The 18,147-nt window shown below is 64.0% G+C and carries 21 protein-coding genes, 1 other RNA gene and 1 pseudogene; 11 read left to right on the forward strand and 12 right to left on the reverse strand.

Features of this window, described 5'->3' with window-relative positions; translation table 11 throughout:
- Window positions 1–49 precede the first annotated feature (49 nt).
- Both RMO25_RS04170 and RMO25_RS04175 read left to right on the forward strand, forming a co-directional pair.
- Window positions 50–868: an arginase family protein gene (locus RMO25_RS04170; protein WP_309661338.1), complete on the forward strand. Its 819-nt coding sequence runs from the start codon at window positions 50–52 to the stop codon at window positions 866–868.
- A complete protein-coding gene (locus tag RMO25_RS04175; RefSeq protein WP_309661339.1) occupies window positions 868–2,133 on the forward strand; it encodes a Xaa-Pro peptidase family protein in 1,266 nt (421 codons plus the stop codon). The genes RMO25_RS04170 and RMO25_RS04175 overlap by 1 nt, the downstream gene beginning before the upstream one ends.
- On the opposite strand, the gene RMO25_RS04180 is transcribed toward RMO25_RS04175, so the two are convergent.
- The 4 genes from RMO25_RS04180 to RMO25_RS04195 form a co-directional block, all read right to left on the reverse strand.
- Window positions 2,130–3,446 (reverse strand): dicarboxylate/amino acid:cation symporter, encoded by a 1,317-nt coding sequence (locus tag RMO25_RS04180; protein WP_309661340.1) that lies wholly within the window; start codon window positions 3,444–3,446, stop codon window positions 2,130–2,132. The genes RMO25_RS04175 and RMO25_RS04180 overlap by 4 nt on opposite strands.
- Before the next feature lie 202 nt (window positions 3,447–3,648).
- On the reverse strand, window positions 3,649–5,691 hold the full coding sequence (locus tag RMO25_RS04185; RefSeq protein WP_309661341.1) for an elongation factor G: 2,043 nt from the start codon (window positions 5,689–5,691) through the stop codon (window positions 3,649–3,651).
- A 136-nt stretch (window positions 5,692–5,827) separates the two neighbouring features.
- Window positions 5,828–6,733: an RNA polymerase sigma factor RpoH gene (gene rpoH / locus RMO25_RS04190; RefSeq protein WP_309661342.1), complete on the reverse strand. Its 906-nt coding sequence runs from the start codon at window positions 6,731–6,733 to the stop codon at window positions 5,828–5,830.
- Window positions 6,734–6,790: 57 nt separating this feature from the next.
- On the reverse strand, window positions 6,791–7,735 hold the full coding sequence (locus RMO25_RS04195) for an RluA family pseudouridine synthase (RefSeq protein WP_309661343.1): 945 nt from the start codon (window positions 7,733–7,735) through the stop codon (window positions 6,791–6,793).
- Between the two features lie 108 nt (window positions 7,736–7,843).
- Here RMO25_RS04195 and RMO25_RS04200 point away from each other — a divergent pair, with 108 nt between their 5' ends.
- The 9 genes from RMO25_RS04200 to RMO25_RS04240 all read left to right on the forward strand — a co-directional run bounded on the left by RMO25_RS04200 (window position 7,844) and on the right by RMO25_RS04240 (window position 15,488).
- On the forward strand, window positions 7,844–8,485 hold the full coding sequence (locus tag RMO25_RS04200) for a histidine phosphotransferase family protein (protein ID WP_309661344.1): 642 nt from the start codon (window positions 7,844–7,846) through the stop codon (window positions 8,483–8,485).
- Between the two features lie 93 nt (window positions 8,486–8,578).
- Window positions 8,579–10,927: a chemotaxis protein CheA gene (locus tag RMO25_RS04205; RefSeq protein WP_309661345.1), complete on the forward strand. Its 2,349-nt coding sequence runs from the start codon at window positions 8,579–8,581 to the stop codon at window positions 10,925–10,927.
- Window positions 10,924–11,361, forward strand: a complete 438-nt coding sequence (locus RMO25_RS04210; protein ID WP_309661346.1) for a chemotaxis protein CheW — start codon at window positions 10,924–10,926, stop codon at window positions 11,359–11,361. The genes RMO25_RS04205 and RMO25_RS04210 overlap by 4 nt, the downstream gene beginning before the upstream one ends.
- Window positions 11,362–11,433: 72 nt before the next feature.
- Complete coding sequence (locus RMO25_RS04215; protein ID WP_309661347.1) at window positions 11,434–11,799, forward strand: response regulator; 366 nt, start codon at window positions 11,434–11,436, stop codon at window positions 11,797–11,799.
- A 79-nt stretch (window positions 11,800–11,878) separates the two neighbouring features.
- Complete coding sequence (gene cheB / locus RMO25_RS04220; RefSeq protein WP_309661348.1) at window positions 11,879–12,916, forward strand: chemotaxis-specific protein-glutamate methyltransferase CheB; 1,038 nt, start codon at window positions 11,879–11,881, stop codon at window positions 12,914–12,916.
- A complete protein-coding gene (locus tag RMO25_RS04225) occupies window positions 12,907–13,776 on the forward strand; it encodes a protein-glutamate O-methyltransferase CheR (RefSeq protein ID WP_309661349.1) in 870 nt (289 codons plus the stop codon). Before cheB ends, RMO25_RS04225 begins: the two co-directional genes overlap by 10 nt.
- Before the next feature lie 32 nt (window positions 13,777–13,808).
- Window positions 13,809–14,489 carry an N-acetylmuramoyl-L-alanine amidase gene (locus RMO25_RS04230; protein WP_309661350.1) on the forward strand — a complete coding sequence of 227 codons (681 nt, stop codon included), beginning with the start codon at window positions 13,809–13,811 and terminating at the stop codon, window positions 14,487–14,489.
- 16 nt (window positions 14,490–14,505) lie between these two features.
- Window positions 14,506–14,893: RNase P RNA component class A (gene rnpB, locus RMO25_RS04235), an RNA gene on the forward strand.
- Between the two features lie 52 nt (window positions 14,894–14,945).
- The gene (locus RMO25_RS04240; RefSeq protein ID WP_309661351.1) at window positions 14,946–15,488 is read left to right on the forward strand and encodes a J domain-containing protein; all 543 of its coding nucleotides are present in this window, start codon (window positions 14,946–14,948) and stop codon (window positions 15,486–15,488) included.
- Here the strand turns inward: RMO25_RS04240 and RMO25_RS04245 are convergent.
- The 8 genes and pseudogenes from RMO25_RS04245 to RMO25_RS04280 all read right to left on the reverse strand — a co-directional run.
- On the reverse strand, window positions 15,485–15,934 hold the full coding sequence (locus RMO25_RS04245) for a PaaI family thioesterase (protein ID WP_309661352.1): 450 nt from the start codon (window positions 15,932–15,934) through the stop codon (window positions 15,485–15,487). The genes RMO25_RS04240 and RMO25_RS04245 overlap by 4 nt on opposite strands.
- The gene (locus RMO25_RS04250) at window positions 15,931–16,347 is read right to left on the reverse strand and encodes a SufE family protein (protein ID WP_309661353.1); all 417 of its coding nucleotides are present in this window, start codon (window positions 16,345–16,347) and stop codon (window positions 15,931–15,933) included. The genes RMO25_RS04245 and RMO25_RS04250 overlap by 4 nt, the downstream gene beginning before the upstream one ends.
- A gap of 39 nt (window positions 16,348–16,386) precedes the next feature.
- A complete protein-coding gene (locus tag RMO25_RS04255) occupies window positions 16,387–16,635 on the reverse strand; it encodes a hypothetical protein (protein WP_309661354.1) in 249 nt (82 codons plus the stop codon).
- Window positions 16,632–16,916: a hypothetical protein gene (locus tag RMO25_RS04260; protein WP_309661355.1), complete on the reverse strand. Its 285-nt coding sequence runs from the start codon at window positions 16,914–16,916 to the stop codon at window positions 16,632–16,634. The genes RMO25_RS04255 and RMO25_RS04260 overlap by 4 nt, the downstream gene beginning before the upstream one ends.
- Entirely contained in the window at window positions 16,916–17,248 is a 333-nt protein-coding gene (locus RMO25_RS04265) for a hypothetical protein (protein ID WP_309661356.1), read from the reverse strand. Before RMO25_RS04265 ends, RMO25_RS04260 begins: the two co-directional genes overlap by 1 nt.
- 37 nt (window positions 17,249–17,285) lie before the next feature.
- The gene (gene pspC, locus RMO25_RS04270) at window positions 17,286–17,705 is read right to left on the reverse strand and encodes an envelope stress response membrane protein PspC (protein WP_309661357.1); all 420 of its coding nucleotides are present in this window, start codon (window positions 17,703–17,705) and stop codon (window positions 17,286–17,288) included.
- A 1-nt stretch (window position 17,706) separates the two neighbouring features.
- Window positions 17,707–17,979 carry an envelope stress response membrane protein PspB gene (gene pspB / locus RMO25_RS04275; RefSeq protein WP_309661358.1) on the reverse strand — a complete coding sequence of 91 codons (273 nt, stop codon included), beginning with the start codon at window positions 17,977–17,979 and terminating at the stop codon, window positions 17,707–17,709.
- Window positions 17,980–17,985: 6 nt separating this feature from the next.
- Window positions 17,986–18,147 (reverse strand): annotated as a pseudogene (locus RMO25_RS04280) (phage shock protein PspA); the annotation flags it as partial.

Raw genomic sequence — 18,147 nt, forward strand, 5'->3', positions numbered from 1 at the left:
GGAGGCGCGACTGCTGGCGAAGCGCCGCACGACATGCAAGAGATAGCCGATGAAGACGCCACAGGCATCGGCACAGGTGCGATTGATCGGGCTGCCGACCGACAGCCATTCGTCGTTCCTGCGCGGCGCGGCCAGCGCGCCGGCGGCGATCCGCGCGGCATTATTCTCCGATCACGGCAATCCGGCCTCGGAATCGGGCCTCGAATTGGGCGCCGACATTCATCTCGACGATGCCGGCGACCTGCCGCTCGAGGAAAAGCCGGGCGATGTCGACCTGATTAGCCAAGCCGCGACAACCGCCGCGCGCGACGGCGTCGTGCCGATCTTCCTTGGCGGCGATCATATGGTCACCTTCCCGATCGTCGCCGGTCTCGCGGCAGTGCACGGCCCGCTCGGCATCCTGCATTTCGACGCGCACCCCGATCTTTACGACGACTTTGGCGGTGACCCGCTGAGTCATGCGTCGCCCTTTGCCCGGATCATGGAACGCGGCCTGGCCATCAGGCTGGTCCAGGTCGGGATCCGGACGCTCAACCAACACTGCCGCGCGCAGGCCGAACGCTTCGCCGTCGAGATGGTCGAAATGCGCGACTTTGCCCCCGACCGCGTGCCGATTCCGCCGGCCCCGCTCTACATCAGCATCGACCTCGACGCGCTCGATCCCGCGTTCGCGCCGGGCGTGTCGCACCACGAACCCGGCGGGTTGAGCGTCCGTGACATATTGTCGGTGCTGGACCGCGTGCCAGGACCGCTCGTCGGCGCCGACATCGTCGAATATAATCCATCGCGTGACATCAATGGAATGACCGCGGTGGTTGCCGCCAAACTGGTCAAGGAGCTGGCCGCGCTCGCGGCAAAGGGGGATTGATGAAGTCCATGGTTTCGCGACGACACCTGCTGCAAGGGACGGGCGCGCTCGCCGGTGCGGCCCTGTTGAGCGGCGCCGGTATCCGCGCGGCGACGGCGGCGGTCGCAGACTTGACGCTGATCCCACTGCCGCCGCCGATCGACCGCGCCGAACGCTTGCGGCGCCTCGCCAAGGCTCGCAGCCTGATGAAGCAAAACGGGATCGGCTCGATCCTCGTCGAATCCGGGCCCAGTCTTGATTATTTCACTGGCGTGCAATGGTGGCGTTCGGAGCGGCTGACCGCAGCGGTCATTCCGGCCGAAGGCGAGCCGATCATCGTTACGCCATTTTTCGAGCGGCCGTCGGTCGCTGAAAGCCTTGGTATCCCGGCAGAGATTCGGACCTGGAACGAGGACGAGGAGCCGTTGAAGCTGGTCGCCGATTTCCTGCGCGAACGCGGTATTGCCAAGCGGCCGGTCGGCTTCGAGGAGACCAACCGCTTCTTCATTCTCGATCGCTTGCTGCAGCAATTGAAAGCCGTCAACGCGGTCAACGCCAACCGGGTCGTCCGCGGCTGCCGGATGTTCAAATCGCCCGCCGAGCTCGGGTTGATGCAGGCGGCCAACGACATCATGCTGGCGTCGCTTCGTTTTGCCGGCGAGCGCACGCGCGAGGGCATGACCCCGGCCGACATCGACGCGATGATTGCGTCGGTCCACAAAACCATGGGATCGGATTACGCTGGCGGGCTGGTGCTGATCGGTGAATCTTCGGCCTATCCGCACGGATCCCATAAGCCGCAGTTGGTCAAACGCGGCGACGTTATTTTGATGGATTGCACGTCGTCGGTCCACGGCTATCAGGCTGATATCACGCGGACCTTTGTGTTCGGCGCCGACCCGACCGCCGAACAGCGTAAATTGTGGGACCAGGTCCATCGTGGTCAGCAGATCGCGATCGCGGCGGCCAAGGTCGGCGTGCCGGCGGGCAAGGTCGATGACGCGGTCCGCAAAGCCTATGAAAGCTGGGGCTATGGGCCGGGTTATCGGTTACCAGGTCTGTCACACCGCACCGGTCACGGGATCGGCATGGAAGTGCACGAGCCAGTTTATCTCGTGCATGGCGAGATGACCCCGCTGGCACCGGGCATGTGCTTCTCCGACGAGCCGGGACTCTATATTCCGGGGAAATTTGGCATCCGCCTTGAGGATTGCTGGCACATGACCGCCAGCGGCCCCAAATTCTTCACTCAGCCGCCGCCGAGCATCGACCGCCCGTTCGGTTAGAAATGGTCGTGGATCTTGCCCTTGCGCTTGACGTGCGATGGCGCGTGCGGTGGTTCGATATCGACCGGCTCCTCGGCATCCAGATTGCCTTCCCAGCGCGCGACGACGCTGGCCGCGACCGCATTGCCGACGACGTTGGTCGCCGATCGGCCCATGTCGAGGAAATGGTCGACGGCGAGGATCAGCAGCAGTCCCGCCTCGGGAATCTTGAACATCGACAGAGTGGCGGCGATTACCACCAGGCTGGCGCGCGGCACCCCGGCCATGCCCTTCGACGTGATCATCAACACCAGCAACATGGTGATTTCCTGGCCGAGGCTAAGGTCGATACCATAGGCCTGGGCGATGAAGATCGACGCGAACGTCATGTACATCATCGACCCGTCGAGATTGAACGAATAGCCCAAGGGCAGGACGAAGCTGGCAATGCGCGGCGGCACCCCGAAGCGGTCGAGCGCTTCCAGGGTACGCGGGTAAGCGGCTTCGCTCGACGCGGTCGAGAAAGCGAGCACCACGGGATCGCGGATATAGCGCACCAAATGGCGGGTCCGGGGGCCGACAATGACGAATGCCGCGCCGATCAGGATTGCCCACAGGAGCGCCAGGCCGAGATAGAAACTGCCGACGAATTTGCCGAAGGTGGCGATGATTTGTGGGCCGCGTTCGGCAATCGCTCCGGCCACCGCCGTGAACACCGCGAACGGCGCGAACCGCATCACATAATTGGTCAGCTGGAGCATCACGCTGACCAGCGATTCGACGCCGCGGACGATCGGTTTTCCCTTCTCGCCGATGGCGGTCAGCGCGACTCCGAAAAAGATCGAGAAAATGACGATCGGCAGGATCTCGTTGGTGCTCATCGCGTCGAAGATTGAGGCGGGCACCAAATGGCTGACGAAATCCTTGAGGTTGAAGGCGGCGGTCTCGACCCCGCTGGTGGCGGTTACCGGCGGCAATGGCAGGTTGAGCCCGACGCCGGGCTGGAGAAGGTTGACGAGAACCAGCCCGAGAGTGAGCGAGACGAACGTGGCGAGGATGAACCAGCCAAGCGAGCGCAAGCCGACGCGGCCTAATGCGGCGATGTCGCCCATGTGGGCGATGCCGGCGACCAAGGTCGAAAACACCAGCGGCGCAATGATCATCTTGATGAGGCGCAGGAACAGGGTGGTGACGATGCCCATATAGCCGGCGATCTCGGTCAGGCGGGCAGCGCTTTCGGGCGTGCTATCATCGATGGCGGCGTTGATCGCCCAGCCAGCGATGACGCCAAGGGCGAGCGCGAACAGAATGTACCAGGTCAGTCGCTTGTTCACGCGCGTTCCCCTTTTCGAGATGTTATTCCGAACCAAGCCGCTGGGCCGGCGCCCGTCAAGCCAGTGCGTTGCGCCAACGCTGCAAAGGGGACGGTCTCTGGCCGCCGCAGTCGTTCAGGCATAGCAAACCCGCGCGCCTGGCCCGGGCGCTTGGGGCGCTCGCCGACCGTGTTTCGTGCCTTGCCGCGGCTCGAAAATATTCTCAGGCCGGTTCGGGGATCCGCTGCTGGACGATCTTGTCGGCCAGCGTTCCGTTCAGTTCGGCGAGATGGTCGAAGTCCGCTTCATAGGTAGCAAGGCCGTGGCTCTGCGACCGCAATTCGGCTTCTAGCCCATCGAGTTCGAACTCGGGGATCAGTGCATCGACCCGGTCCCAGCCGGTCCAGCCCTCCCGCGGCACCATGCCGAGCATTTGACCGCGGCGGCTGGCGACCGCCGACGTGATGCGGCTGGTGGCGCTGGTTGGACAGACGACGGTCAGCCGTTGCACGGGTTCGAGGAGGTGCGGGCTGGCGGCGGCCAAGGCTTCGCTCATGGCGATCCTACCGGCCATGCGGAACGCCAGTTCGGAGCTGTCGACGCTATGATAGCTGCCGTCGATCAAGGTCACGGCGACATCGACCACGGGAAAGCCCAGGGGTCCCTTGTGCATCGCTTCCTTGACGCCGTGTTCGACGGCCGGGATCCATTGCCGCGGCACGGCGCCGCCGGTGATCTTGTCGTGGAACTCGAATCCGCCGCCGCGCGGCAGCGGCTTGATCTCGATGATGACGTCACCAAACTGGCCATGGCCACCCGATTGCTTCTTGTGGCGGCCCTTCTGGGTGACCGAGCGACGAATGGATTCGCGATAGCCGATGGTCGGCGGATGCGATTTTACTTCGACGCCATAGCGCCGCTTCAATCGCGCCAGCACAGTGTTCAAATGTTCGTCGTTGACGCCTTTTAGGCGCAGTTCGTGGCTGGCCTCGTCATGCTCGAGGATCAACGCACTATCCTCTTCGATCAGGCGCTGCAGGGCGCCGGCCAGGCGGACGTCGTCTTTGCGGTCGGCTGGCTCGATCGCCAGCGCGAAATTGCGCGACGGGAATTCGCTGTCGATTGGTGGCGGCAGCTTGCCCATGCCAAGCCATTCGCCGGCCTTGACGCTGTCAATCTTGGCGACCGCGACGATGTCGCCATCGCGGGCTTCGGCGACCTTCTGTGACTTGTCGCCCTGCATCCGGAACAACGCGCCGAGCCGGGCTGGTTCGCCGTTACTGCTCTTGACGTCGGAGCCCTCACCGAGGCGGCCGCCGAGCGCTCGCGCCAGCGCCAGCCGCCCCACCGACCCGCCGTGGTGGATCTTGAACACATGCAGCGATGGATCGGTCACCGACAGCCGCCGTGCGGCCGCTGCCGGGGCCGGCGCTTCGTGGCGCAGCGCCTTCAACAACCGCCGGACGCCCCACGCGCTGCTGGCAGAACCGAATAATACCGGCACGCCGAGGCTTTCGCCGGTCTCGCGCGCGAGATCCTGGAGAATGCGATCCTGGCTCGGGGCTTCGTCCATCAGCAACTGCTCGAGCAGTTCATCGTCGTGGTCGGCGAGCTGCTCCAACATGTGGGTGCGGGCTTCGGCCTCGCGTTGCTGGAGGTCGGCCGGGATCTCGATTAGCTCGCTATTCTTGCCGGGCCGGTAGTGGAAAGCGCGTTCTAGCGCGAGATCGACGAAGCCGGTCACCTTGTCGCCTTCGCGGATCGGGATCTGGCGCGCGATCAATGGCGACACGCTCATCGGCTGCAGTGCCGACAGGAGATCGCGGATGCGGCCGTGGGCCTGGTCGATGCGGTTGACGAAAATGAGATGCGGGATGCCGAGCTCGTCAAGCGTACGCAGGGCAGGGGCGGCGAGCGGCGCGCGCGCCGGATCGGGATCGACGACCAGGATCGCCATGTCGGCAAGTGCCAAAGCGCGCGCGCCGTCAGCGGCGAAACCGACCGAGCCAGGGTTGTCGATGATCGCGAATTGGTCGCCGAGATAGTCGAAATGGTAGAGGTTAAGTTCGGTCGAGCCGCCGCGCTGGCGGGCTTCGGGGCTGCTGTCGCCGGTACTGGAGCCATTGGCGGTCGCGCCCAACCGGTCGGTTGCGCCGGCCGCGAACAGCATCGCTTCGGCCAGGCTGGTCTTTCCCGCGCCAGCCGGTCCGACCAGCGCGATAACTCGAGTGCCTTTTGATTCTCCGCTTTTGGTTACAGCGCCCATGTGACTCTCCTCTCGTCCCGATGCCGGGCGCGCGAGTCGCCTGAAGGCGCACTTGGCGCGCTCTTCCAAACCACCACCGTCCGACTCTTCGCGGCGGAAGGCAAGGGGGTCGTCGATGCGAGGACGTCGCCGCGGGCTAGGCCGCGGGGAGCAGCCTTTTCTCTCCTGCCAGCCGCAGCAGTGCTGATTGCAGCTTCTCGAACGCGCGGACCTCGATCTGGCGAATTCGCTCGCGGCTGACGTCGTAGACCTGGCTCAATTCTTCCAAAGTCTTTGGCTCGTCGGTCAGGCGGCGTTCCATCAGGATATGCTTTTCGCGTTCGTTCAAGGATTCGAGCGCATCGATCAGCAAATCGTGGCGCACGCGGTTTTCCTCATCCTCGGCGAGGAGCTCATCTTGCAACGGCCCATTGTCGACCAGGAAATCCTGCCACTGGCTCTCGCCTTCGCTGTCCTTGAGCGGCGCGTTGAGCGAGGTGTCACCACCGTGGCCCATGCGCCGATTCATCGAGATGACCTCTTCCTCGGTGACGCCGAGGTCGGTCGCGATCTTGGTCACGTCGGCGGGCTTGAGGTCGCCTTCCTCGAACGCGTCGATCTGGTTCTTCATCCGGCGAAGGTTGAAGAACAGCTTCTTCTGCGCCGCCGTGGTGCCCATCTTGACCAGGCTCCACGACCGCAGGATGAATTCCTGGATCGAGGCGCGGATCCACCACATGGCGTAGGTCGCGACGCGGAAACCGCGGTCGGGCTCGAATTTCTTGACGCCCTGCATCAGGCCGATGTTGCCTTCGGAAATCAGCTCGCTGACCGGGAGGCCGTAGCCGCGGTAGCCCATGGCGATTTTGGCCACGAGCCGCAGGTGCGAATTGACCAGCTTCGCCGCCGCGTCGGTATCGCCATGCTCGCGCCAGCGTTTGGCGAGCATATACTCTTCCTCGGGCGCGAGGATCGGGAACTTCTTGATTTCACTAAGATAACGATTGAGCCCGGCCTCTCCGCCTGACGACGGGATCGAGACGATGCTCTTCTGCTGTGCCATATAGTCGCTTTCTCCCTGGGCCGGGCGCTTTCGGAAAAGCCCCTAGCGTTTCAATTCCTATACACCAAGCGCGCTGAACAGTTGCTGCATGTCCGCCGGCATGCTGCTTTCGAACGACAAGTGCCGCTTGGTGACGGGGTGAATGAACCCGAGCGTCGCCGCGTGCAGCGCTTGTCGATAAAAACCTAGCTCGTTCAATAATTTACGGTGCGCCTTGCCCGACCCGCCATAAGATGGGTCGCCGATCAATGGGTGACCGATTGACGCCATATGGACCCGAACCTGGTGGGTCCGGCCGGTTTCGAGCCGGCATTCGACCAACGCGGCATCGCGCAGCAAATCCAGCCTTTTCCAGTGCGTCACCGCGCGTTTGCCGCGCCCTTCGGCGATCACGGCCATTTTCTTGCGATTGGCGGACGAGCGGGCGAGGGCGGCGTCCACCGTCCCGCCGCTTGTCCTTGGAACACCCGACACCATCGCCAGATAGCGCCGCTCAATGCTGTGCGCGGCGAACTGCCGGGCCAGGCCTTCGTGGGCGACGTCGGTCTTGGCGACCACCAGCAGCCCGGATGTGTCCTTGTCGATCCGGTGGACGATGCCCGGCCGAGCGACACCGCCGATCCCCGACAGGCTCGCGCCGCAATGGTGGAGCAAGGCATTGACCAGCGTCCGGTCGCGATTGCCGGCCGCGGGATGGACGACCAGCCCGGCGGCCTTGTCGATGACCAGCAAATGCTCATCCTCGAACACGATCGTCAGCGGGATGTCCTGCGCTTCGTTATGCGCGGGCACTGGATCTGGCACCGCCAGATCGAATGTCTCACCGCCTTTGACCTTGGTCGCGGGGTCGCGAATCAAAGGTGTCAGGGCGCCGCTACGGATCAACGCCTTTAACCGCTCGCGCGATAGCGTCGGCACCGCCACCGCCAGCGCGCGATCGAGGCGCCAGCCTGCCTGGTCCGGCTCGAGAGTGATGTGAATAATGTGCTGCCCCCCGGCCATCTGGAATGAATATGGGTTCAATGTGAGGCGGTTCAAGCCTGATAGGCGACTGGGGCTGGCCCGAGTTTACCTTGCACCCGCCAAGCCGATGCCGCACAAAACGCCGACATGAATGCCGCCGACCTTGCCAGCCTGCTTTGCTCGCGCCTGTGCCACGACCTGATGTCGCCGGTCGGGGCGCTCAACAATGGCATCGAGCTGATGGCCGACGAGCAAGACCCGGAAATGCGCGAGAAGTGCCTCGAATTGCTCGGGGAAAGCGCCCGTGCCTCGGCCAACAAGCTCAAGTTCTTTCGTCTCGCGTTCGGCGCGGCGGGCGGGTTTGGCGACAGCATCGACACCCGCGAGGCACAAGCGGCGCTTGAGGGTGTGTTCGGGCGGGAACGGCGGATCGAGCTGGGATGGATCGTCGCGGGCGACAAATTGCCCAAAGGTGCGATCAAGTTGCTGCTCAACTTGGCGTTGCTCGCCGGCGATGCCCTGGTCCGCGGCGGGCGGCTCGACGTTGGCGCCGAATCGTCGGACGACATGCTCGAACTCGTGATCCGCGCCGAAGGCCCGCGCATTCTGCTCGATCCAACTCTTCGCGAGACCTTGCTCAATGGCCAGGCCAATGGAGCGGTCGAACCGCGCGCGGCGGGTGCTTGGTTGGCGCACAGTCTGGCCGCCGAGGCCGGTGGGTCGATCCAATTGTCTGACCCGAGCGCCGAAACGCTCTTGATCGGCGCCGCGCTCCCCCTTCAGGACTAAAAGTTCGAGGCGACCCGCAGTCAGGGCTAACGCGGCATTAACTCCTGCCCGCCATAAGCGTCGCTGAACTGCAGCTGGGAGCCTCAAGCGGCGATGGACGATCTGATTGCCGATTTCGTGGCGGAATGCCGGGAGATGCTCGAGGCTTTGGGCGGCGAAATCGTCGCCTGGGAAGCCGAGCCCGACGACCGCGCGCGCCTCGATTCCATTTTCCGCTTCGTCCACACCGTCAAAGGCAATTGCGGCTTCTTTGAATTTCCGCGGCTCGAGGCGTTGAGCCATGCCGCCGAAGATGCGCTGGCGGACGTTCGGGCCGGGCGCCGCCAGGCCGATGTGCCGCTGGTCAGCGCGGTGCTTGCGATCATCGACCGGATCGGCGAGATGGTCGCCGCGATCGATGCGGGCGAGGACATGCCTGGTGGCAGCGACGAAGCGTTGATCGAGGCGCTGGCCGAGGGCGCCGAGGGACCGGCAGCCCCGGTCGCCACGACGATCGCCGAAGCCCAGGGCAAGATTGCCGCACCGCGCACCATCCGCCTGTCGGTCGAGCTGCTCGACCGGGTGATGAGTGGTGTGTCCGACATGGTGCTGGCGCGCAACGAGCTCGCCCGCCGGCTGCGCGAATCCCCAACTGATGTCCCGATCGACGGGGCGTTTGAGCGCCTCTCCGGGATTATCGCCGAAATGCGCGATGCGATCACCCGCACCCGCATGCAGCGGATCGAAAATCTGTTTGCCGCGCTGCCACGGCTGGTCCGCGATCTGTCGGCCGAGCTTGGCAAGCAGGTGCTGGTCGATATTGAGGGCGGCGACGTCGAACTCGATCGCGAGATGATCGAAATGATCCGCGACCCCTTGACCCACATCATCCGCAACGCCGTCGATCACGGCATCGAGACCCCGGCCGAGCGATTGCAGGCTGGCAAGCGCGAGATCGGCATCCTGTGCGTGTCCGCGCGCCAGTCTGGCAACCAGATCCTGATCGACATTCAGGACGACGGGCGCGGCATCGACGGCAAGAAGCTGGTTGAGAAAGCCATTGCGGCGGGAACGCTCGACAAGACCGCCGCCGCGGACCTGCTTCCCCGCGATCAACTGGCCCTGATTTTCGAGGCCGGGCTGTCGACCGCATCCGAAGTCACGGCCATCTCTGGTCGCGGTGTCGGTATGGACGTCGTGCGCTCAAACGTCGAGCGCATCGGCGGCATCGTTGAAGTCGACAGCAAGCCAGGCGCCGGCACGCGCATGACGTTGCGAGTCCCGCTAACCTTGACCATCATTCCGGCGTTGACGGTGTCGATTGGCAGCCAGCATTTCGCCATTCCCCGGTCAGCGATCGAAGAAATCGTCCGGGCCAATGGCGCTTCAGTGAAGCTCGAAAGCATTGGCGGGGCAGGGGTGGCGACCATTCGCGGCCGGCGCGTGCCAGAAGTCGCGCTCGCCGACATCCTCGGCCTCGACAGCGCGATGAAGGATGACGAGCGCACGTTGATTTTGCTCCGTCCGGCCGGCGGCGACGTCTACGCACTCGCGGTTGACCGGATCCACGATCACGAAGAACTGGTGGTGAAACCGGCCGCCCCCGCGGTCATGGCGACCGGGCTTTATGCGGGAACGACGCTAGCTGACGATGGCAGCCCGATCTTGCTGTTCGACCCCGCTGGCCTGGCCCAGGTGGGGGGCATCAAACTGGAGGCCCAGGAACGGACCGCCCGCATTGCCGAGGGTCCAATCCTCGCCGCCGTTCCGCAAGCCACCCAGGTCATCCTGTTTCGCGGACTCGACGGTGGGCGCCGGGCACTGCGCCTATCGGTTGTCGACCGTATCGAGGAAGTACAAGCCGGGGCGATCAAGCCGGGCGCTGGTCAGCTTCGGGTCCAGCTTGGCGAATCGATTCTGCCGCTGGCCGGGGTTGGCGATTCCGAGCTGCCGACCGACAAGGTGCGCCTGTTCCGCCTCAACGACGGCAACCAAGAGGTGGCTTACTGCTTCCAGGAAGTGATCGACCTGTCGATCCTCGATCATGACCTCATCGAAGCCGACTGGCCCGGCGAAATCAGTGGTGTCACCCTGATCGACAACGAGCCCGCCGAACTGGTCGACCCGCACTGGCTGTTCGCCAATCATGCCGGCGCGGTCTCGCCCCCAACCGGCGAGCAGCCGGTATGTCGACTACCCGATGGCGACCCTTGGATGCAAAACATGCTCCGCCCGATCGTCGAGGCGGCCGGCTATCGCGTGGTCGGGGACCTCGACGAGGCCAAGGCTGATCTGGTGATCGTGTCGGCGGGCGCCAAAGTCGCCAAAAGCGGCGCCGGACGGACCATCCGGCTGCGCGCCGAGCCCGACCCTGCCGGCACCAAGGATGAGAGCATTTATCGCTACGATCGGGCGGCCTTGCTGATCGCCCTGAAATCCGCCGGTGGGGGGCGCGGTCGATGAACGAACTCCTCCTCGTCGTAACCATCGCCGGAGAGCGCGTCGCGCTGTTCGCCGATGCCGTGGAATCGGTGGTCGAGCTCGACACGCTGATCCCGGTGCCGCGCGCGGCCCCGCATGTCGCCGGGCTGTCCGCGTTGCGCAGCCGCGTGCTGACGGTGATCGACTGCATGCGTTCGCTGGAACTGGGCGCGACCGATTGCTCGGATGGTATTCGTGAAGCGGCGGTGGTCGAGCTCGACGGGCATCATTATGCGCTGATCGTCGACGCCGTCGAAGATGTCGTTGAGGCGCTGTCCGACCTGTCGCCGGTGCGCGCCGCAATGGGCGCGGGCTGGGAACGGGTTTCGACCGGCATGGTCGAAACCGAAGCTGGGCCGCTGCTGGTGGTCGATGTCGCCGGACTGATCGCTGGCGTTGAAGCCAAGGCCGCTTGAGTGGACGAGCTTAAGCTCTTCGTTACCCTTCGCCATTAAACGTGCAGCCAACAATGCGGGAAAGCGGAAAATATGAAGAGCTGTCTGATCGTCGATGACTCCAAGGTGATCCGCAAGGTCGCCCGTCACATCCTCGAAACTTTGGATTTCGAAGTTGAGGAAGCCGGCGACGGACGCGAGGCGTTGTCTCGCTGCGAAGCCAAGATGCCCGACGTGGTCCTGCTCGACTGGAACATGCCGGTGATGAGCGGCATGGAGTTCCTCAAGCTGCTGCGCCAGCGCGGCCATAGCGACCAACCCAAAGTCGTCTTTTGCACCACCGAGAACGACATGGCGCACATCCGCGCGGCACTGGAAGCCGGTGCGGACGAATATGTCATGAAGCCGTTCGACCGGGAGACGCTCCACATCAAGCTTCAGCTCGTCGGCGTCGCCTGAGCTAGTCGACGTGGAGCGGGCGCTCGCCAGATCGCGGGACCGCCAGGCAGCGCCGCGAACCCCGCATCGCCGGATCCGGATGATGATCGTCGATGATTCGATGATCGCTCGGGCCGTTTTGTCGCGCATGATCGAAAGCGACGATGATTTCGAGATCGTCGCCGTGGCCGGAACCGCCGAAGACGCCATCGAAGCGCTGCACGCGGTCAACGTCGACGTCATCCTGCTCGACCTGGAAATGCCCGGCGCCGGCGGCCTCAAATCGATTCCGCGGATCATCGCTGCCGCGGGCGGCGCGCGGATCATGATTGTTTCGTCATTAGCCGACGAAGGCGCCGAGCAAACCGTGGCCGCGCTTGCTCTGGGGGCGACGGACACGCTCCCCAAGCCTGGGACTGGCCGTTTCAACGGCCGCTTTTCCGAGATTCTGCTGCGCAAGCTTAAGGCCCTGGGCTATGCTGGCTTGCCGGCGGCGGCGATTTCACCGCGCAAGGTCGAGCCCACGGGCGCCTTGCGCGCGATGCCGGCTGATCCGATCGGCATTCTCGCGATCGGAGCTTCAACTGGTGGCATCCACGCGCTCGGCACCCTGTTCCAGAATTTGCCGAAGCAGATCGGCGTTCCGATTCTCATCACGCAGCACCTTCCGGCGCCGTTCATGGCCGTGTTTGCGCGCCAATTGGGCACCGTCGCGCAGCGCGAGACGCTGGTTGCGGAAAACGGCATGGAATTGTTGCCCGACCGGATCATCGTTGCTCCGGGCGATGCCCATCTGACCGTCGACACCTTGTGCGGATTGCGCGTCGCGCGGTTGACCCACGGACCTTGCGCGAGCGGTTGCCTGCCTTCCCTCGATCCGATGCTGGCCTCGGTTGGCGCGCTCTACGGCGCGGCCGGGCTGGGCGTTGTTTTGACCGGCATGGGCCGCGACGGTGTCGAAGGTGCTGGTCGTCTGGTCGCCTGCGGCGGCTCTGTCCTTGCGCAGGACGCGGCGAGCTGCGCCGTCTGGGGTATGCCGCGGGCGGTGCTCGAAGCTGGGCTTGCCTGTGCGGTGATGCCGCCGGACAAGATCGCCCGCCGGATTGCCTCGCTGACCCGGGAAATGCCGTGCAAGTAAGCGACGCCTCCAGCCGTATTCTCGGCAGCCTGTTGGAAGCGCGGACCGGCCAGCAGCTGACGATGAGCCGGCGGTGGCGGATTGAGACGGCGCTGGCCGCTCTCCTACGCGAACGCGGCATCGCCACTCTAGACGAGTTGATTACGATTCTGGTCATGGGTCGCGAGCCGAGCCTGACTAATCAGGTGATCGAGGCGCTGCTCAACAACGAAACCTATTTCTTCCGCGACCGAACTCCGTTTGACTTGCTGGCGGCGCACGCCTTGCCAACGCTCGCCAAGCGCCACGCGGCGAGTCGCCGGATCCGCATCTGGTCGGCCGGCTGCTCGACCGGCCAGGAAGCCTACAGCCTGGCGATGCTGTTCGCCGAAAACGCGCTGGCCTGGCATGGCTGGACCATCGACATTCTCGCCACCGATGTTTCGACGTCGGCGATCGACCGCGCCCGCAGCGGAGCCTACACGCAGTTTGAGGTCCAGCGCGGCCTTGGCATCAAGCAGATGATCCGCTGGTTCGAGGAATGCGAGGACGGCTGGCGCGCGGTTGAAGCGCTGCGCAAGCCGGTCCGATTCCAGGTCCACAATCTGCTCGAGAAACCACCCCAGCCGGGCGATTTCGACATCGTGTTGTGCCGCAATGTCTTGCTCTACTTGAGCGCGGAAAAGCGCACGCTGGCGTTCGAGCGATTGTCGTCGGCAATGGCCCCAAATGGCTGGCTGATGCTCGGCGCTGGCGAAACCGTGATCGGGCAGACCCGCAAGCTTGCCGCCGACCCCAAGGCGCGCGGCCTCTATCGCCTGGTCGACGCGCCCGTCGCGGGCGTCCAAAATACCGCCAAGCGGGCCGCCCGGGGGGCTTGACCGACGGCGCCGGCTCGTGCGCCATAGCGCGCATGGAGATGATCGACCGGCCATCACCGAACTTCGACGATCGGGCGTCGCCCGTATCGATGATCGTGCTCCACTACACCGGCATGCCCGACGCCGCCGGCGCGATCGACCGCCTGACCTCGCCCGAATCCAAGGTTTCGGCGCATTATCTGGTCGACGAAGATGGCACCGTATTTCAGCTAGTCGACGAGTCGAAACGCGCCTGGCACGCGGGTAAATCACGCTGGCGCGGCGTCGCCGACGTCAATTCCGCTAGTGTCGGCATCGAGATCGTCAATCCCGGCCATGAATTCGGTTATCGGCCGTTTCCTGACGAACAGATTGCGGCGCTGATCCCGCTGGTCTCCTCGATCAAGGAGCGCCACGCCATCGGCCGCGGCAATATCGTCGGCCATTCGGATGTTGCCCCGGCGCGCAAGGAGGATCCGGGCGAGCTGTTCCCGTGGGAAGCGTTGGCCCGACGGCGACTGGCGCTGCCCAGCCCGAGGCGCGATCTCATCGACCCGTTCTGGACCGACGCCGGTTTCCTGCTGGCGCTCGAGCGGTTCGGCTATGACGTGACCGACGCGCAAAAGGCGGTGACCGCCTTCCAGCGCCGCTTCCGCCCCGACCTCATTGACGGCATTGTCGACGGCGAGTGTCGGGCCAAGCTGCTGGCATTGTTGCTTCCGCGTCCACAATAACCCATATCCCGCTGGGCCAGAGGGCCGGGCGGCCGCGGCGGAAGCTTGCTTTCGGCGAGGAAAGTCCGGGCTCCACGGAACAACGGTGCCGGGTAACGCCCGGCGGCTCCCGCAAGGGAGTTAGGGATAGTGCCACAGAAAGCAGGCTGCCCGTCTTCGGGTGGGTAAAGGCGAAAGGGTGCGGTAAGAGCGCACCGCGCGCGCCGGCAACGGCCGCGGCACGGTAAACCCCACCGGGAGCAAGACCGAATAGGGGCGGCATATGAGCTGGTTCCGGCTCGTCGCCCGGGTTGGTCGCTGGAGGGGCGGGGTAACTCGTCCCCTAGAGGAATGGTCGCCCATCCCGCCAAAGCCCTTGGGCCCAGGAGGGTGGACAGAACCCGGCTTACAGGCCCTCTGGCACTTCTTTTTCGGGCGCTCTGGTCGAGCATCGCCCACATCTCTAGTTGAGGCTGCATGGCAGGGTATAGGAGATCCGATGACTGGGGCTTTCCGCGCTGGCGGCCGTATGGCAGCAAATCGCGGGAGGCGACCAAGGTCCGCATCTGCGACCGCGATGGCTGTCAGGCGCCCGGCGACCGGCCCGCGCCGAAGGCGCCGAACAGCAAGGAGCGCTGGTATTTCTGCGAAACCCACGCCGGCGAATATAATCGCAATTGGGACTATTTTACCGGACTCGATGCCGACCAGGCCGCCGCTCGCGAGGCCGACGAAAGCGCCGAGGCCTCGGCATTCCGCCAGGCCCAGCATTGGCAATGGGGCGGCCCCGGCGACGGCAGCCGTAGCCGGGACGAAATGCGGGCTTTGGAGGCGCTCGAACTCGATAGCGACGCCGACTTCGACAAGGTCAAGGCGGCCTACCGCCGGTTGGCCAAGGAAAACCATCCCGATTTGAGGCCGGGCGACGCCGACGCGGCCAAGCGTTTCCAGCAGGTCAAGGCCGCATTCGACGTGCTGCGCCGGGTCGAGGAGCGGCGCGAAGCCAAGCCAGCCCGCTAAGGGCCGATCATGAAGGTGCTGGCGCTATACGCGATGGGTTTGGCGGGATCGCCGACATGCGCGGTGCCGCGGGTGAAGGCGATCCGGCTGGTCAACTTGGTGCATTCGCAGCGCGCGAACACGCTTTCGCCTTTGAAGGCGGGCCGCAGATAATCGATCCGCATGTCGATCGTAGCCAGCGGAATGAATTTTCCAAGCGCGGCCCAGATCGCCGTCCCGCTGGCGGTGTCGATCAGGCTGACGATCGCGCCGGAAGCGAGGAGGCCGCTGTCGGGTACGCCCACCAGTTCCTCGCGCCAAGGCAGGCAGAGTTCGGTCCAATTGTCTCCGGAATCCTTAAATTCCATACCCAGCGCACGCCCGTGACCAATTTTGCGGGCGAGTTCGAAGAACCGCGCTGGATCAAAGCGCTCGCCTTCGGCAATTGGCGCCGGAGTGTCGCTCATGCGGCCAGCCGATGGGCGGTCTCCCGGACCAGCGCAATCATGCTTGGAATGCCTTGGGTACGGTTGGCGCTCAGCTGGCGCGACAGATCGAACGGGGCGAGCGCCGCGGCGATGTCCATGCCTGCGACCACGTTCGCCGGTCTATCCTGGACCGCGGTCAGTACCAGCGCGACAATCCCCTTGGTAATCGCGGCGTTGCTGTCGGCGAGGAAATGCAGGCGACCGTCGGCGGTCCGCTGCGGATAGACCCAGACCGACGCAGCGCACCCACGCACCTTAGTCGCGTCGGTTTTCAAGGCATCAGGCATTGGCTCAAGCTTGCGACCCAGATCGATCAGCAGTCGATAACGGTCTTCGCTGTCGAGCAGCTCATATTCGTCGAGGACGTCATCAAGGGCGGGCAGGGCGGCCATGGCGGATGGTTAGCAGCGCCACGGCTTCGCGTCATCTTGCTAGCGGTCGCGGAGTTCCTCGATCTGGCGCGACAGGCTGTTCTCCTTGTCGGTGGCGATCCGCTCGAGCACGTGGAGACGCTCCGTCAATTGCTTCACTTCATCGCGCAGCCGCGCATTATCGACCGCGCTTTGCGTATCGCCCGAGGGCAGCTCGTCGTGGCGATTGCGATAGCGATACCGCGCCTTGAAGATGCCGGTGACCATCACGATCAAGATGATGCCAAGAACGAATTCATACTGGTTCATTTGACTAGGTCCCCACTGGCGATCCGTGGAGTATCGCGCAATGCTTCGATTTGCGAGGCGGTTTGCGCCCCGCCATCGGTGACGATCTGCTCGAGCACTCGTACTCGCGCTTCGAGCTGAGCGTTGCTGGCCGCATATTGCGCCGCCTTTTCCGCGGCTAGCGACGTTTCGGCGTCGAGCTGCCTTTCCCTGAAAGAGAAAAACCTGCGGGCCATGTAGATCAGCAATATCGATGGAATTGCGACGACAATCAGCAGTCCGAAGACTTCACCAGACCCCATTATGCACGCCCTTCGTTGCCATGACCAAGCAGGTCGATTTCCCTTGCCAGTCGCGACGGCTGGTCGGTGATGACCCGCTCAACGGTTTCCAGCCGGTCCTTGATCGATCCCAGCTCGGCGCGCAGCTGGGCATTCTCGGAGCTCAGGAGCTTGATCCGCTCCATCGCGTCCTTGTCTGTGCTGGGATGCAGCGCTTGGCCCCACTTGCCGTCGAGTGGATAGCCATTCTTGATCCGCAGCCAGGTGTTAAAAGCCCAGCCCGCGACGCTCACCGCGACGATCATCGCTACGTAGGGAAGAATTGTCCCGACGAATTTGAAACTCTCGATCATATCCGGATCCATGCCGTGAATTTCCTTGCTTAGGCAGTTAGCGAAGCTGGTCGATTTCGCGGGCCAGCGAGCGGTTCTCGGTGGTGACATAGCTTTCGATGTCGGCGAGCCGGCGGTCGATGTCCTTGAACCGACCGCGGATGTCACGTGCCGTTCGGGTGGGCGAGGCGCGCACGCCTTGCCAAAATTTTTGTTCTTCACGGTCGGCGGTGGCCAATGCCTGAGGCTTATCGGGGGTAATAAAGGCGGCAATGAAATAGAAGGGGATGATGGAGCCGCTGCTCAGGAAAATCGACGCAACCATGCACACCCGCACCAGATTGATGTCGAAGCCGGTGTAATCGGCGATTCCGGCGCATACCCCGAAGAGCTTGCCGTTGCGTTTGTCGCGATAGAAGCGCGTGCGGCTCGGTGGTTGTTCGGTCACGCGTCGGGAATAGTCGCGGTCGTCGCTCATCTTACTCTCCATCTGCCAGCAGCCGCGGGGATTCCGTGCGCCCTGGCAGGCATTGTTGGCGCCAATTCGGGTTTTCGGCGGTCATGATCCGTTCGATCGAGCACAGCCGATCATCCAGACGGCGAGCGGCGTCGTGGAGCTCGTCCAGCAGTTTCTCATCGGACCCGGTCAAGGTTTTGGCCTGCTTCCACTTGGTCATATAATGGAAGATGATCCACGGGAAGGCGATGAACAGGACCGGGACAACGATCAGCGGAATCAAGACATCTTCCATAACGGCTTATTTCCCCTTTGCCGCGATCGCGGCTTTCATAGCTTCCAATTCGGCGTCGACCTTTTTGCCGGCTTTCAACTCTGCAATCTCTTCCTCAAGGCTTTTGGGGCCGGTCATGCCGAGCGCGTCGGCCCGGCCTTCGGCGAAGTCGGCGCGGCGCTCGAGCAG

Origin of the sequence: Sphingomonas sp., from assembly GCF_031361285.1 — a bacterium.
In the GTDB taxonomy this organism is placed as follows: domain Bacteria; phylum Pseudomonadota; class Alphaproteobacteria; order Sphingomonadales; family Sphingomonadaceae; genus Sphingomicrobium.

Excerpts from the sequence above, each read along its gene's own strand:
- RMO25_RS04205 (WP_309661345.1), top strand. The coding sequence starts at position 8,579 with ATGGACGATCTGATTGCCGATTTCGTGGCGGAATGCCGGGAGATGCTC.
- RMO25_RS04245 (WP_309661352.1), bottom strand. The coding sequence starts at position 15,934 with ATGAGCGACACTCCGGCGCCAATTGCCGAAGGCGAGCGCTTTGATCCA.
- RMO25_RS04260 (WP_309661355.1), bottom strand. The coding sequence starts at position 16,916 with ATGGGGTCTGGTGAAGTCTTCGGACTGCTGATTGTCGTCGCAATTCCA.
- RMO25_RS04200 (WP_309661344.1), top strand. The coding sequence starts at position 7,844 with ATGAATGCCGCCGACCTTGCCAGCCTGCTTTGCTCGCGCCTGTGCCAC.
- RMO25_RS04210 (WP_309661346.1), top strand. The coding sequence starts at position 10,924 with ATGAACGAACTCCTCCTCGTCGTAACCATCGCCGGAGAGCGCGTCGCG.
- RMO25_RS04265 (WP_309661356.1), bottom strand. The coding sequence starts at position 17,248 with ATGATCGAGAGTTTCAAATTCGTCGGGACAATTCTTCCCTACGTAGCG.
- rpoH (WP_309661342.1), bottom strand. The coding sequence starts at position 6,733 with ATGGCACAGCAGAAGAGCATCGTCTCGATCCCGTCGTCAGGCGGAGAG.
- RMO25_RS04240 (WP_309661351.1), top strand. The coding sequence starts at position 14,946 with ATGGCAGGGTATAGGAGATCCGATGACTGGGGCTTTCCGCGCTGGCGG.
- RMO25_RS04215 (WP_309661347.1), top strand. The coding sequence starts at position 11,434 with ATGAAGAGCTGTCTGATCGTCGATGACTCCAAGGTGATCCGCAAGGTC.
- RMO25_RS04170 (WP_309661338.1), top strand. The coding sequence starts at position 50 with ATGAAGACGCCACAGGCATCGGCACAGGTGCGATTGATCGGGCTGCCG.
- pspC (WP_309661357.1), bottom strand. The coding sequence starts at position 17,705 with ATGAGCGACGACCGCGACTATTCCCGACGCGTGACCGAACAACCACCG.
- RMO25_RS04250 (WP_309661353.1), bottom strand. The coding sequence starts at position 16,347 with ATGGCCGCCCTGCCCGCCCTTGATGACGTCCTCGACGAATATGAGCTG.
- RMO25_RS04175 (WP_309661339.1), top strand. The coding sequence starts at position 868 with ATGAAGTCCATGGTTTCGCGACGACACCTGCTGCAAGGGACGGGCGCG.
- RMO25_RS04195 (WP_309661343.1), bottom strand. The coding sequence starts at position 7,735 with ATGGCCGGGGGGCAGCACATTATTCACATCACTCTCGAGCCGGACCAG.
- pspB (WP_309661358.1), bottom strand. The coding sequence starts at position 17,979 with ATGGAAGATGTCTTGATTCCGCTGATCGTTGTCCCGGTCCTGTTCATC.
- RMO25_RS04185 (WP_309661341.1), bottom strand. The coding sequence starts at position 5,691 with ATGGGCGCTGTAACCAAAAGCGGAGAATCAAAAGGCACTCGAGTTATC.
- RMO25_RS04255 (WP_309661354.1), bottom strand. The coding sequence starts at position 16,635 with ATGAACCAGTATGAATTCGTTCTTGGCATCATCTTGATCGTGATGGTC.
- cheB (WP_309661348.1), top strand. The coding sequence starts at position 11,879 with ATGATGATCGTCGATGATTCGATGATCGCTCGGGCCGTTTTGTCGCGC.
- RMO25_RS04230 (WP_309661350.1), top strand. The coding sequence starts at position 13,809 with ATGGAGATGATCGACCGGCCATCACCGAACTTCGACGATCGGGCGTCG.